The following is a 14,338-nucleotide window of genomic DNA, read 5'->3' as shown; positions in this document are numbered from 1 at the left end:
CGCGCGGCGGTGTCCTTATATGGCGCTTCGAGATCAGCTGTCGGCCATCAAGGAATGGGCTGGGTTTGCCAAAACGAAAAACCACTCCTACGAGGATGTGGAACGGGTCTTCTTGGGCAATCACCCCGACGCCGACACCGACTACCTCATGCGCGCCTACAGTTTCGCCGAGAAGGCCCATCGCGGCCAGACCCGGAAATCCGGCGATCCCTACATCATCCACCCCACCGCGGTGGCCTTTCTCCTGGCGGAACGCAAGCTCGACCTGGAAACCGTGGCCGCCGGGTTCCTGCACGACGTAGTCGAGGACTGCGAGGTGGAAATATCCCAACTGGAGTCCGAGTTCGGACCCGGTCTGGCGCGGATCGTCGATGGGGTCACCAAAATCGGTAAGGTCCGTTTCCGGGACAAGAACCAGGCCCAGGCGGAAAACTACCGCAAGATGATCCTGGCCATGTCCGAGGACATCCGCGTATTGATCGTCAAACTCGCCGATCGCTGCCACAACATGCAGACGCTCTACCATCTGGGCGAGGAGAAACGGCGCCGCATCAGTCAGGAAACACTGGAGATCTTCACCCCGCTGGCGCACCGGATCGGCATGAGCAATTTCAAGTTGGAGTTGGAACGCCTTTCCTTTCGCTACCTGGAGCCCGAAGCCTTCGCCGATCTCGAGAGCCAGCTCGCCGTCCGCGAAAAGACCAATCGGAATTTTTTGGAAAACACCTCGCGCGACATCGAATCCCTGATGGAGGAATACGATGTCAAGGGCCACGTCTCGAGTCGCATCAAGAGTCACCATTCGATCTACCGCAAGATGCAGCGCAAAAAGTGCACCCTCGACGGCCTTTACGATTACTACGCGTTTCGCATCCTGACCCACTCGGTCGGCGACTGCTACAAGATGTTCGGCCTGCTGCACTCCAAGTGGCGGCACATCCCCGGGCGTATCAAGGATTTCATCGCCACGCCGAAGAGCAATCTCTATCAGTCGATCCACACCACCCTGATCGCCGACCAGGGCCAGCCCTTCGAGGTCCAGGTCCGCACCTTCACGATGCACCGCATCGCCGAGGAAGGCGTGGCCGCGCACTGGACCTACAAGAACGGGAAACTGCTGTCCCTGGGCAAGAACCACTTCGTTTCCTGGTTGAAACGGGTCGCCGACGAGCAGAAGGAAGTCCAGGATACCGACGAGTTCCTGGAAACCATCAAGGGCCAGCTCCAGACGGACGAGATCCTGGTGTTCACGCCCAACAGCGAAATCAAGACCCTGCCGAAAGGCGCCACGCCGCTCGATTTCGCCTATCACATCCACACCGAAGTGGGCCACCAGGCCGTCGCCGCCAAGGTGGACGGCAAGATGGTGCCGTTGCGAAGCCAGCTCCAGTCCGGTTCGATCGTCGAGATCATCACGAGCAACAGCCAGACGCCCAACGAAGAGTGGTTGCAATACGTGGTGTCGCCATCGGCCAAGTCGAAGATCCGGGCCTGGCTGCGCGCCAAGGAACGCGAGCGTGCGACCGACATGGGGCGCTCGCTGTTCGAGCGCGAGCTGAAGCGTCACAAGGTCAGCCTGAAAAAGGTGACCAACAACGTGATCTCGGCCGCCATCAAGGATATGGGTTACAAGAAGATCGAGGATTTCTATGCCGCGGTCGGGTTCGGCAACCTGACGCCCAACAAGGCGGTCCGGCCTTTTCTGCCCGAGGGCACCGAATCCAATCCCACGGCCGAGGAAGTCCGCCACAATCGGCTTCAACGGGCGTTCCAACGCATTTCGCGCAAATCGAAAACGATGGTTTTGGTGCGCGGCACCAGCGATGTCCTGGTCAACCTGGCCAAATGCTGCAACCCGATCCTGGGCGACCCGATCATCGGCCACATCACCAAGGGCAAAGGGGTCATGGTCCACAAGAAGGACTGCAAAACCCTTCAGAGCCAGAACATTTCGACCGAACGCAAGGTCGAGGTGGCCTGGGATTCACCTTCGGACAACAACGTGTTCCAGGTGGCCATCCGGGTGTACACCGAGGACCGCCCCGGCATGATCGCCGACGTGACGGCCGCGATTTCCAACACCCAGACCAACATGCCCAACCTCAACGCCACCACCGATCAGGAAAAAAGCATGGGCATTTTCGATATCGTGCTTCAGGTCAAGACGTTGGACCATTTCAAGAAAGTCATTCAGAACCTCAAGAAGGTCAAGGGTTTCCTGGGTTACGACCGCATCCGCTGACCTCCGTCGACGCACCATCGCAGGCTTCGCGATCGCGGATGTTTGAATCGGGCCGAATCGAAAGGGCCGCAAGGGTCGGGCAGCGGCCAAAGCCCCGAAGCGTTTCGGTGAGGCGGATACCCGATGGCTTTTGCGTCCGAGGAGGAGCGTCCTCAGGCACTGGCCGCCTGCGTTTGCGACGGTAGCTCCGGACCGCGTTCATCCAGCGGGAAGGTGACCACGAAGGTCGCGCCCTTGCCCGGTCCATCGCTCTGCACCGACAGGTCGCCGCCCATTTCGGTCATGAAATTGGCGCAGGTGTGAAGCCCGAAACCGTGACCGTTGGCTTTGGTGGTGAAGCCGTGGTTGAAAATCTTCTCCAGGTTTTCGTGGGCGATGCCGACGCCGTTGTCTTGGACGAAGACCTGCACCATGTTGTCTTCGATCTTCTCCATCTTGATGCTGAGGTGCTGGACCTTGTTCTGGGCGTCGTTGCCCTGCATGGCTTCCTTGGCGTTCTTGATGAGGTTCGTGAGCACGTGCACCAGCTTGACCTTGGCGACGCTGCCCTTGGGGTCCGAATCGAAACTGCGCTGGATCTTGACGCCCTGTTTTTGCAGCGAGGCCAATTGTAGCTTGAGCGAATCTTCGATGAGGTCGATGACCCGCACGTCCTCGGTGTAGAGGCTGGCCTTGGCGTAGTTCTGTTGGGTGCTGATGACGTCGCGCATCATGTTGACCTTGTTGGTCAGCGCGTTGATCTCCTCCTGAAGCGTGTGTTGCTCGTCGGCGATCGCCTCGCCGAGGCTGAGATAATAACCGGGAATCAGTTTGCCCTTGTCGTGATGGACCAGATACTCGGTGAGGTCGTCGGCGTGGCCGCGCATCATCTCGTTGGCCTTCAGGAACCCCTTGATTTTCGAGTTCTTCAGGGTGAGCGCGATCTCCTCCGTGGAGATGTTGACACTGTTGAGGATGTTGCCGATGTTGTGCAACACACCGGTGGCGATTTCGGCCATGCCGCTGCTGTGGGCCGTTTCCAGGAGCCGCTGTTGCGCCTTGCGCAGAGCGTCTTCGGTTTCCTTGCGTTCGGTGATGTCGCGGAAGACCTTGTGCAGGACCGGCCGGCCGTTGAGCATGAATCCGGTCACGACGATCTCGGTATAGAATTCGCTGTTGTCCACGCGTCGACTGACCCATTCGAACAGTTGCGATCCCTCGTTCAGCACGTGCCTGTAGATGTCGCGCAGCTTCTCATTGGAACGCTCGCCGTCGGGTTGGCGTTCGGGCGAAATGTCGTCCGGACCCATGGTGAGCAGTTCGTCCTTGGTCTGACAACCCATCAGGCGCAACATGGCCGGGTTGCAGTCGAACAACTCGTTCTCGTCGCCTAGCAGAATGGCATCCGCGGATTCCTCGAACAACGTGCGGAACTTGCTTTCACTCTCGGCCAGTTCCTTGGTGCGCTGTTCCACTTTCGCTTCCAAGTTCTTGTTCAGATCGGCCAGCTCGGCATAGGACTTTTCCAGGTCCTGGGCCATCTTGTTGAACGAATGGGCCAACACTTCGATTTCGTCGCCCGTACTCAGCTCGACTTCGACGTTGTAGTTCCCCGCGGCAATGGTATCGGCCGCGGCGGTCACGGCCGCGAGCGGCTGGGTGATGGTGGCCGCCTGCCGGCGGGTCGCCAGGAATCCGACGACCAGCGCCATCAGCGATACCAGGACCAGGACGGTGAGGTTGAACTTGAGGTCCTGTTGGTATTGGCTCTTGGCCTGGGCCAGGTCGCGTTTCATGGGATTGGTAGAAAACCCGTAGATCAGGGCGCCGACGAGCACGTCCTCGGAACCCCCTTCGTCGAGGGTGCCCAGGTCGTCCAAATCGATGCTGATCGCGTCGGCCGAGGCGTAGATGGGCGTCGCCACCTGAACGATGGTTTCGCCGTCCAGCGTGACCTCACGCGATCCCGTACCCGTCAGCGACATGGCCCATTGGGTCGTGGGGTCGCGCATGACGACGTTGTCGTCCACCAGGCCCTCGGGGTTGTCGGGCGTGACCCACACCACCGGCTTGAAATCCTGGCGCACGTACCCGGCCATGACGAGCAGCTTGCTTTCGGGATCCATCGGCGAGCTGGGATCGCCGTGCACGTTCTCGAAGAGAATGTCGCGCAAGGTATTGAAGGAATTGTCCTCGGCGTAGGTACGCAGCGTTTTCTGCTTGTCGGAAATCAGAAGGCGACCGGTTCGCTCCAGGCTGCGCTTGAAGCGGGTGCTGGTGTTCTCCACCTGGCGCTCGTACGACCGGAAATTTTGCCACGCATAGAAGAACAGAATCGTCACGAACACGATCAAGAGAGTCGCCATATTGCGGACGATCAGCTTTTGTTTGAGGCTTTTGCCGCGTAGCTGAGTGGGATTGTGGTGTTGCGTCATAGCCGGCGGGGTCCAGGTTGGAGAGGAAGATGGGGTTTCGAGCTCGATGAAAGCGGTGAAGTCCGGACGGATCCATCATTTGAGGATATCGATCTCATTGTATTTATCGGGTGGAACGGTCAGATACTTTCTAGCAAACTTCTTTTCGAGATGTTTTTTGACCGAATTTGGATTGTAGACATGCCCGCTTTCCATTTCCCATTGGCTTTCCTTGATATCGATCGCCAGGTTGGCCACCGAGATCCCGAGTCCGTAGTGGTCCGGCAACACGCCGAAATTTCCGAACCCCGCAATGGACATCAGCGACTCTACCCCTACCACGACCGGTTTTCGGAACCGGCGCAGCTTCGGGAGCCATACGGTGCGTACATCCTTTTCCCGCAAGAGTTTATTGTCATTCAGGACGAGTAGGACATCTACGTTTTCATTCGTTATCAGGTATTTTAAGCCGTTTCTGATTTCTTTGGACAGGTTTTTCTCGTCGACCGTACCGGTCCCGTCGGCACCATCCGACCCGATCTCGTAGCCCACCAGCGTGATCTTCTCCTGGTCGCAATAGGCCTTCTGGCCCTCGAAATAGTTGCGGTGTTCGGCGCGGTAGACCACGCCCACGCGGTTGACGGGGTCGGCAATGATGCTGCGCAGATGGGTCAGCGAGATGACCGGCGGCACCTCGTAGCGCAGGCCGATCACCTTTTCCATGCCTTTGATGGACTGGTCCACGAACAGCGCCATGGTCACGATGGTGGGCGGGAAGTCGATGCGCCCGCGGTAGCGTTCCTGGAAAAACCGGTAGTAGCTGATGGTGACGTTGTCCATGAGCACCAGCAGGTCGGGCTGCACTTCGAGCAGGTGGGCCTCGAAATTCTTGTAGGGCGTGTCGCGATCGACCTTGCGGTGGATCAGGTCGAACTCGTCTTCGAGTTCCTCGGACATACCCTGCATCACTTGCTTGTAACCCTTGGCATCGGGTCCCAACACCAACAGCGTGCTTTTGGGCAGGGCCATCGACGGCAGCCCGGCCACCACGCCCAAGATCAGGAACAGCGCGGCCCGGCGCAGCGGGTTCCGACCGAGGAGGCGAAAGACCGATGCACGTACGGAGCGGGGAGCGGGGGTCATGGTTGAATCCATTGATCCACTCCCAGCAGGCCTTTGATCTTGGGTTCCAGGCCCTGGAACGCTTTCTCCAGTTGTTGAATTTTATTGGGATCTTCGGTGATCTTGAATACGACGGGTAGGGCGAGGGTGATGCCGTCCAGTTCGGTGGCGACGAGGTTCAATTTGGACCGCTCGTTGTAGTAGCTGAGTTGGGATTCGGGCACCAGAATGGCGTCGACATCCTGGAACTGCAGGAGGGAGAGCAGGTCTTCGAGCTTGGTCACGGTCTTGATGCGGATTTTTCCGACCTTGAATTCCGTGGCCAGGAAATGGGCCATCTGGCGCCTGCCCATGAGCGAAACGACACCGATGCCGATGTTCTCGATCTGGCCGAGATCGATTTTCTTACCCACTGCCAGGAGAATGAATTTTTCGCTGGTTTCGCCCTCACGCTTGCCGATCAACAGTGGCGCGAGCGGGTTTTTCGATTCTTTGGCTAGGTTTTCACCTACCATGCGAAAGGTGACGATCGCGTCCGGTCGACTTTGCTTGAGTTGGACCTCGAACTCGCGATACCGGCCAAAAAAGGTGATATCGATGCCGGGCGCCTCGCGACTGATGAGGCCCTGCATGGCGTGGGGCCGGATATTGGACGGAAGAAACGCGTAGACCTTCGGGCCCTGGGCATAGCTCGCGCCGGTTGCCACCAGATGCAAGAGGCAGAAAAAGAAGAGCCTCAACGTTCCAATCCTAAAAAAGCGCGGCATGTCAACCAATCAATCCTAGCGACCTGAGGGTGCGTTAATTTTAAGCTATCCGAGTGGATTTTTGAAATTTGTTGCGGGTCTGACCCCATTAGTGAACAGATCGACCACGGCGCCGGAAGGTTGAGAATATGGCGTTCTTTTCGGTCGTCCCGAAGGTTTTCGAATTTCCAAACGGTAACAGAGTTTTTTAGGATCTTTTTCACTCGATGACAAGATCAATCTCCATGATCACATCCTCGTTCATTCCAATGGATGATTCCATTTTTTTTCTGTTCAGGAGTTTTTTGACGCTGAGCGGTGGTTGAAATCCCAGTTCGGTGGCCTGCCAGTCGCGCTCGCTGATGTCCCATACCAATTGCGCCGCCTGGACGCCCAGTTCGTAGTGATCCGGAACCACCGCGAACTGTCCCAATTCGATCGGCGGCTTGATCAGGCGCTCGACGCCGACCACCACGGGTTTCCTATAACGATTCAACACGGGAATCCAGACGTCCTGCAGCATCTCCGGCGACACGATCACGCTGTCGTTGAGCATCCAGAGTGCATCGACCTTTTCGATGCGAATCAGGTGTCTCAAGCCGTATTTGATGTGCTTGTCCATGCGGGGAGCGGTCGAGGGCAGGAGGTAGGGGACCAGTTCGATTTCTTCGCGCGCGCAGGCCGGGATCTGGGCTTGAATGAAAAAGTTCTGGTTCTCCCGAACCAGGACCCCGACCCGCTTGATGGGCGCGCGGACCAGGGACCTCAGATGGGTAAAGATGGTCACGCCCTGAACTTCATACTGGATTCCCGCCGCGTTGGGCAGGTTTTTCAACTGGCGCTCGACGAGAATGGCCATCAGACCGACGATCGGGCGGCGTTTCGCGTAGGGCTTGGATCGATCGAGGTAGCCCCGGTAATGCCGAATCGCGTAGTTTCCCATGAGGACCACCAAGCGCGGATCGAGGCTCTCCACGACCCATCCGACCTCGTCGACCTTGGTGTCCCGTGAGATTAAAAATTCGGCCACGTTGAATTGGTCGCCGATTTCCTCGAACATGCCGCGATAGGCATCGCGATAGGGTTGGATGTCGGGTCGCAGGACCAGCACGTCCGGTTTGGTTCCGGCCCGAATCGAAATCGCCGTCAACGAGAGCCCAAACAGCAGGAGAAGCCATGTTTTCCGGGTTCGGCGAAGAGGGGCCCACCCAAACGCGATCGACCTCGCAAGGAGGCTTTTCGAATTCCGTGGCGTGGAGTGGAAATGCGGAAGCTGCATGACTCTAGAGGGCCGGATACCAAAATCCCCAAATTTGCTTTGGGCACATCAGTCGCGTTTCGATGAGCGACGGTGCCCATCTTTGTGTTGGTGTTGCCATTTGATGCTTTACATGATCACAGCGGGATCGCGAATGATGGAATGTATGCGATCCGAGTCGAGTAAGGTGACCTTCAACGGCTGATGTGCTGGTCGGCCCTTTGCTTCATTCACACGGGGATGTCGATGGAGTTGTTGGGAAACGCGCCTCCCGTGGAATCTGGATGGTTGGAGCTTGGCCGCAGTTCTGTCTTCACGAAGTGAACAGGTTGTGGAAGTGAATAAGACGTGTTTATCTCTGCCCATTCAGGTTTTGACTGGTAATGTAATCATTATCGGCGATAAACGGCGAAGTGGAAATTTTTTGCGCGAAACTTTTTTTAAAAAGAGTGCGGCGAGCTCCGAATTCGAGCTCTTTTGGCGAGTTCGATGGGTTCGGGCGTGTATCGGCTTTGCCGATATCGAGGTGGATCTCGCCAAATCGAAACTCGAAGCCGAGCGGGATCGGGAGCGTGCATCGGAGCCTCTCGCTTTTTGTTTCCTCAGATAACTCGTTGTATTTTAACGGGTTGTCTGGTATTTATTCGTTTCGGGATTCGATGCTCCCGATCATCGCGATGGCTGCGGTGCATACGAGTGGCTTGCCCAATGCGGCATCGGGAGCTGGGTGTCCGCGCTTTTTTGTGGCTTTCCAGGTGTTTGGGCGCATCCGGCAACGCTTTTCCCGGACGGAATGGGAAAAATGGGTCGATCGGGCCGGGTTTGTTACAATGTTCCCCGCGTTGGCGCCGATGACGCTGTATTGACATCCTTTGCAGGCATTCGAGCGAAGTCTGCCGCTGCGGGAGGTTCCGGATCTCCCGCGGGAAGGGAATGCGTCGCGCCCGTTCAAAGCCCAAGGAGACCCCATGCCCCGTGTCATGATTTGCGACGACGAACCCTCGATTCGCAAAACCCTGGCCGAGATTCTCGAAGACGAGAACTATCAGGTCGAAACCGCCGATTCCGGCGAATCCCTGGTTTCCCAATTGCGACGATCCGAATCCCGCATCGATGCCATCCTGCTCGACGTCTGGCTGCCTGGCATGGACGGGGTCGAGACGCTCGCCAAATTGCGCGAGCTGGGCTACCACATGCCCGTCATCGTCATTTCCGGCCATGCCAGCCTCGATTTCGCGGTCAAGGCCACCAAGCTCGGCGCCTTCGACTTCCTCGAAAAGCCGCTCAACCTCGACCGCGTCATGGTGACCTTGGCCAACGCCATCAAGCATTTCAAACTGGAGCGGCGCCAGGCGGTGCTCGAGGCCCAATTGCCGACCGTGGAGATGGTCGGCGAAAGCCCGGCGATGCGGACTCTCAAGGAGGACATCGCCCTGGCCGCGCCCAGCGACGGCCGCGTCCTGATTCTCGGCGAGTCCGGTAGCGGCAAGGAACTGGCCGCTCGGATGATTCACGCCTCCTCCCATCGCGCGCGTGAGCCTTTCATCGAAATGAACTGCGCCGCCATCCCCGAGGAACTCATCGAATCCGAGCTGTTCGGCCACATGAAAGGCAGTTTCACCAACGCCAACGAAAACAAGCCCGGCAAGTTCGAGCAGGCCGACGGCGGGACCCTCTTTCTCGACGAGATCGCCGACATGTCGCTCAACACCCAGGCCAAGGTCCTGCGCGCGCTTCAGGAACAGCGCTTCCAGCGCGTCGGCGGTACCAATATCGTGCAGGTCGATGTGCGGGTCATTTCGGCCACAAACAAGGATCTCGAGGAAGAAATCGAGGCCGGACGATTCCGTGAAGACCTCTATTATCGATTGAGTGTGATTCCGTTGCGGGTGCCGCCCCTGCGCGAGCGGCCCGAGGACATTCTGGCTCTGGCCCACTACTTCATCGAGGGCTTCGCGCGGGCCTACGGCCGACGGCCGATCGGTTTCACCTCCGCGGCCGAACGGGCGCTGTGTGCCTATCGCTGGCCCGGTAACGTGCGCGAACTGCGCAATATCGCCGAGCGCCTGGTCATCATGAGCCGCAAGGAAACGCTGGATGCGGTGGATTTGCCGCGCCAGTTGATCGGTAAGAGCAACGACGAGATCTGGTTCGGCAAGTACGACTCGCTGCGCGAGGCGCGCGACGATTTCGAGCGCAAGTACATCGAGTACAGCCTGCACCAGAACGGCTGGAACATCACCAAGACGGCCGAAGCGCTCAAGTTGGAACGCAGCAACCTGCACAAAAAGATGAAGCAGCTCGAAATTCAGGCTCCCAGCTAGCGCCCATTCCGGAGGCCTGGGTTTCAAGATCGAATCGAAGCGAATCGCTTGGGAGTTCCCGCATTCAGGAGAGGGGCGTCGTCGCAGTAGGTGCCGGGCCATACCGGCCGTTCCCGCCCAGGGGGCCGGGCCGACATTTTTCGACGAACTCCCCGTACATCCGCCTTTTTAGGTTTTTGTCTTTATCTTCGAATTCTATGCATTTTGTTGCATAAGAGCCCCGGACCAGCGGGCAAACCTGGTCGATTCGGGGAAAGAAACAACCCGAGGCGAGCTGATTCGGAGAGCCCGCATGTGCGTAAGGTACGTAAAGTCTGCAGGTTGAAGACGGCCTGTGTGGCAGCTTGCTCAACCTATCGAAGCGACTGAGCATAAATTGAAATCGATCATAGAGAGCTAGAGGCTCGACTTATTAGCTTCGCTCTTTTACCACTTGATCTTGCGAAGCCTGGGCTGCTTCGAAGTGTCGGCCGGGCCGGCCAACCTACAACCGCGCCGACTCTCGCAGCATGCGGAAACTCCTTTGGTGGATCACTTCGAAGGGTACATCCAGCGGATGTACCTACCGGGCACGGCGAATCTCTCGGCGTTCGGGAACTCCGAGCGGATTCGTTCCAAGAGAGCGCTCGCCTTGCCGTGATGGGTCGAACCCGGGGACTTTGCGTTGGGATCGAAAGGGTTCCAACCCCGATCACGGTGAGGACCTATGGCTCCCTCCGGAGATCGGGGCTTGGGACGTTTCGTCGAATCAGCGCAGATCGGTCGTGAAAACCCGGTTCACCAGGCTGTAGGTATTGCCGTGCTTGTCGTTGATCACCAGGAAGTAGGTCATTTTTCCGGAGCTGAGCTCGGGATGGGGAATGTTGGCCACCATCTTCTGACCCTGGATGGCGAGCTTGATCTCGTCGGTCTTGCCGGCCACGGTGTAGCGACAGGTCGCGTCGGCCACGTCGAAGGGGATCCCGCCGGCAAACGTGAACTCCAGCGACAGGGAACGACGGCGCCGCAGGCGAACCCTGTTGGGCGATTCGTGGCGCACGGCGGTCGTCAGCTTCCGTTCGCGCTCGTCCATCAGGCTGATATGGAGGGATCGTGCCCTGCGGGTACGCTGGGTGCTCCGATTGTTATATTTGTTCAGGTAACCCTGGACGCGATCGAAATCGCGGGAGGCCAGCAGCGCGTCGAAACCCGCGCGCGAAATGTGGCGCGATTGAAGTTCCGCTTGGCGGCCCTGGGCCCAACGAGCGTAGCGTCGACTGATATCGCCGTTTTGATCGATCAGGTCGTTGAGCAGGTCGATGTCGTCGGCATTGAAGGCGTTTTCGATTTTCGCCACGAACTGGAGGTTCTTGATCGCGGATTGGGCCTTGTTCGACCTGCCCAGATCGGGATGTCGATTGAGAAAGGCTTGGAGTTGATCGAGGTTGCCGACGTTGATGATCTTGTCCAGCTCGTTCTCGAGCTCGAGGCGCTCGATGCGCCGGGTGGCATCGCTGACGAATTTTCCTTTGGGAAATTTCTTCAAATAAGCCCGATACGCGCGCGTCGAGTTGCTGCGACGGGTTTTCTGCCAAAAGCCGTCCTCGTCTTCGCGCTGAGGCGAAATGGAGGTCAGCAGCTTGGTGTTACCGTCCCAATCCGGTTCCTGAAAGAGCAGGTGCCCGTCGGTATCGCCGGGCAACAGATCCAGATTCATGTATCCGGAATCCCAGGTATAGGCGGGCAACAACAAGGTTTCGGCCTCGTAGCCCGGGCAGTATACGGTGATGTTGATGTCCTGCTCTTCCCAATCGTGGGGAAACAGGAAGGCCGGTTCGGTGCCCACGGGTTCGTCGTTGATCAGGACCATGGCGCCTTCGGGCAGAACCGAAATCACCAGCGGCGCTTCGGCGTGTTCGAAGTAGGGGTCCTGTTCTTCCCAGAACCGGTCGATGGGCCCGGGAACCATGGCCATGTCCATTTGGAGATCGCCCTGATCCTCGGGATTCAGGTCGACGCTATGGGCAAGAAATCCGGAACAGACGAGCGTCACGGCATCGCTGCTCCCTTCCTGTTTCTCGAAATCGAACGAAAGCGGGGCCTGGCCGAGGAACCGCTCACCCAGAAACACCGAAGCACCCTGGTACTCACGCCCGATCTCAATCTTTCGCGTGGTGGATACCGGTGTTTCGGGAACGGGATCTTCATCGGGCTTGTCGCCGCCCGGAATCAGGAAAATCAATGCCACGACGAGTACCAGGGCCAGCACGCCGCCACCGATCAGCAACGGCAGCTTGGAGGAGCCGGCGGATGTCGCCGGTTGGGGCGGTGCCGGTTCGGCCGGCGGTGCGACCGGGGTCGTCAGGGGAGGCGGCGTTTGCTGAATCGGAGGTGTCGGCTCGGGCGTGGGCAGCGGCAAGGGCCGAGGTCGGGTTTCGATCGGCGGAGGTGTCTGCTCCTCCGGCTCCAAGCCCAATTCACCCAGAGGAATCTGCATGGTGCCCTGAACCTGGGCGGACGCCAGGTCTTCGTCGAATCGGTCGGCCGGGCTCGGTTCCTCGTAGCGATCCGAAAAAGCGGAAAGCGCCGCATCGTCCATAACCGGCATCTTGACGGTGGAGCCCACCTTTTTGTTCTCGCCCGGTTCGGTGTCTTCCAGGTAGTCGTAATCGTCGTCGGGCGGTGCCGTGCTCAGCTTGGTGCGGCCCATTCCGGGCGGCACCGTGTCCGAGGGATCCCGGGGCGTTTCGGCCATGGGTGACGGCACCCTGGGCGGCGGTTCCGGTTCTTCGGATTGCACGACCGGCATCGGGGCCGTGGTGCCGGCATCGTGGTCGTCCGACGATTCTTCTTCCAGCTCCGGCGGCGGAACCATGGCAGGCATGGCCACGGTGGCCGTGACCTGCTCGGGGTGCGACGTCGCATCGCTCGACTCGTCCACGTCGGGAAGAGAGGTCATCGAAATGGTGGCGCCGATTTCGGCTTCATCGAAGGTATCCTCGAGCGAATCTTCCAGGTAGTCTTTCGATTTGTCGGGTTCGGGCGGCCTCGGTGGTTCGGGTTTCGGTGCCGGTGGCGTGCTCAGCAGACCTGGCGGTGCGGTCTCCGCACCGAACAGCATCTCCTTCATGTCGTCGGTGAATTGAATCTTGACCGTACCCGTCACGTCGAGCGGAATGGGCGGCGAAGTATCCGGACCGTTTTGGGAGAGCGCGCCTCCCAGGGCGTCGGCATCCCAGGCGTCGAAGGAATCGTACAGATCGGCACAAAACTCGTTGCCGCTCTGAAAACGCTGTCCGGGTTCCTTGCTCAGTGCCCGAGTGAAAAAGTCCTTCAGGCGCGCCTGCTTGTCGGGTGACAGGCCGGGTACATCGTGAAGCACCGGATCGCTCTCGGCGATTTGGTAGATCATGGTGACCGCGGTCGTGGCCAGGAACGGCGATTTGCCGGTCAGTACCTCGTGACTCAGGATGCCCAGCGAAAACAGGTCGGATCGTGCGTCTACCGATTGACCCTTCACCTTTTCGGGGCTGGCGTAGGCGGGGGGCGCGATATTGCTGCCCAACTTGGCCATTTCCTCTTCGCCCAAGCGGTTCAGGGCGAAATCCAGCATCAGGATGTCGCGTTGGGAGGTCACCAGAATCTGCGATGGATTCAAGGCACCGTGCACCATGTTCTGCTGGTGGGCCACATCGAGGGCCTGACCGATCTCCGCCAGGACCTTGACCTTGCCGTTGAGATCCAGTCCGTTTTCTTCCAATAACTGGCTGAGGGTGCGGCCGGAACGCGCGGTGACGGCGATATAGGGCATGCCGTCGGCCTGGCCCATGTCGTAAACGGGGGCGATGCGTTCGTCTTTGAGCTTGGTGCAGACCCGCGCTTCTTCCTTGAGTCGCGTCAAAAACTGTTCTTTGAGGTCTTCGTTGTTGAAATTCAGTTCGATGGTTTGTAACACCACGGTTCTGCCGTTCACGGAATCCGAGGCCAGGTAGGAAGACCCCATGGGCCCGTCTTCCAGGAATGAGGAAATGGTGTACTTACCGATTCTCTCAGGATGATCCATATCTTGTTGCGCAACCTCTTGAAAAATAAAACCTAGGGAGACAGTGTCCTGGTCGGATCACATACATGAATCGATCTTCGAAAAGCTATCGAGCAATTCCCATAACCCAAATATCTCAAGTGTGTCACATGTCTGTGGCGGTTTTTGCCTTGTGAAAAGCAATCTAGCAAAAATCAGGGATGAATTCACCAACTTGTAAAAGGCATTATAC

At 58.3% G+C, this 14,338-nt stretch carries 8 protein-coding genes; 3 read left to right on the top strand and 5 right to left on the bottom strand.

Annotated features, from left to right (window positions below; translation table 11 throughout):
• The first annotated feature begins 19 nt into the window (after window positions 1-19).
• Window positions 20-2,242 (top strand): RelA/SpoT family protein, encoded by a 2,223-nt coding sequence (locus J3U87_RS12905; protein WP_237383455.1) that lies wholly within the window; start codon window positions 20-22, stop codon window positions 2,240-2,242.
• Window positions 2,243-2,394: 152 nt separating this feature from the next.
• On the opposite strand, the gene J3U87_RS12900 is transcribed toward J3U87_RS12905, so the two are convergent.
• From J3U87_RS12900 to J3U87_RS12885, 4 genes are all read right to left on the bottom strand, one after another.
• The gene (locus tag J3U87_RS12900) at window positions 2,395-4,656 is read right to left on the bottom strand and encodes a sensor histidine kinase (protein ID WP_237383454.1); all 2,262 of its coding nucleotides are present in this window, start codon (window positions 4,654-4,656) and stop codon (window positions 2,395-2,397) included.
• 75 nt (window positions 4,657-4,731) lie between these two features.
• A complete protein-coding gene (locus J3U87_RS12895; RefSeq protein WP_237383453.1) occupies window positions 4,732-5,778 on the bottom strand; it encodes a hypothetical protein in 1,047 nt (348 codons plus the stop codon).
• Entirely contained in the window at window positions 5,775-6,497 is a 723-nt protein-coding gene (locus J3U87_RS12890; RefSeq protein ID WP_237383452.1) for a hypothetical protein, read from the bottom strand. The genes J3U87_RS12895 and J3U87_RS12890 overlap by 4 nt, the downstream gene beginning before the upstream one ends.
• A gap of 226 nt (window positions 6,498-6,723) precedes the next feature.
• The gene (locus J3U87_RS12885) at window positions 6,724-7,653 is read right to left on the bottom strand and encodes a type 1 periplasmic-binding domain-containing protein (RefSeq protein ID WP_237383451.1); all 930 of its coding nucleotides are present in this window, start codon (window positions 7,651-7,653) and stop codon (window positions 6,724-6,726) included.
• A gap of 680 nt (window positions 7,654-8,333) precedes the next feature.
• Between J3U87_RS12885 and J3U87_RS12880 the strand changes: the two genes are divergently transcribed.
• Both J3U87_RS12880 and J3U87_RS12875 read left to right on the top strand, forming a co-directional pair.
• Entirely contained in the window at window positions 8,334-8,627 is a 294-nt protein-coding gene (locus tag J3U87_RS12880; RefSeq protein WP_237383450.1) for a hypothetical protein, read from the top strand.
• Between the two features lie 102 nt (window positions 8,628-8,729).
• A complete protein-coding gene (locus J3U87_RS12875) occupies window positions 8,730-10,085 on the top strand; it encodes a sigma-54-dependent transcriptional regulator (protein WP_237383449.1) in 1,356 nt (451 codons plus the stop codon).
• Between the two features lie 748 nt (window positions 10,086-10,833).
• Here J3U87_RS12875 and J3U87_RS12870 read toward each other — a convergent pair.
• Window positions 10,834-14,127 carry a serine/threonine protein kinase gene (locus J3U87_RS12870; RefSeq protein WP_272932484.1) on the bottom strand — a complete coding sequence of 1,098 codons (3,294 nt, stop codon included), beginning with the start codon at window positions 14,125-14,127 and terminating at the stop codon, window positions 10,834-10,836.
• Window positions 14,128-14,338 lie beyond the last annotated feature (211 nt).

Origin of the sequence: Sulfidibacter corallicola (assembly GCF_017498545.1) — a bacterium.
Taxonomy (GTDB): Bacteria; Acidobacteriota; Holophagae; order Acanthopleuribacterales; family Acanthopleuribacteraceae; genus Sulfidibacter; species Sulfidibacter corallicola.
The sequence above is the reverse complement of the archived record's forward strand: the minus strand, read 5'-3'. Positions and strand labels throughout refer to the sequence as shown.

Coding starts and splice junctions, on each gene's coding strand:
- J3U87_RS12895 (WP_237383453.1), bottom strand. CDS start 5,778: ATGACCCCCGCTCCCCGCTCCGTACGTGCATCGGTCTTTCGCCTCCTC.
- J3U87_RS12905 (WP_237383455.1), top strand. CDS start 20: ATGGCGCTTCGAGATCAGCTGTCGGCCATCAAGGAATGGGCTGGGTTT.
- J3U87_RS12900 (WP_237383454.1), bottom strand. CDS start 4,656: ATGACGCAACACCACAATCCCACTCAGCTACGCGGCAAAAGCCTCAAA.
- J3U87_RS12870 (WP_272932484.1), bottom strand. CDS start 14,127: ATGGATCATCCTGAGAGAATCGGTAAGTACACCATTTCCTCATTCCTG.
- J3U87_RS12875 (WP_237383449.1), top strand. CDS start 8,730: ATGCCCCGTGTCATGATTTGCGACGACGAACCCTCGATTCGCAAAACC.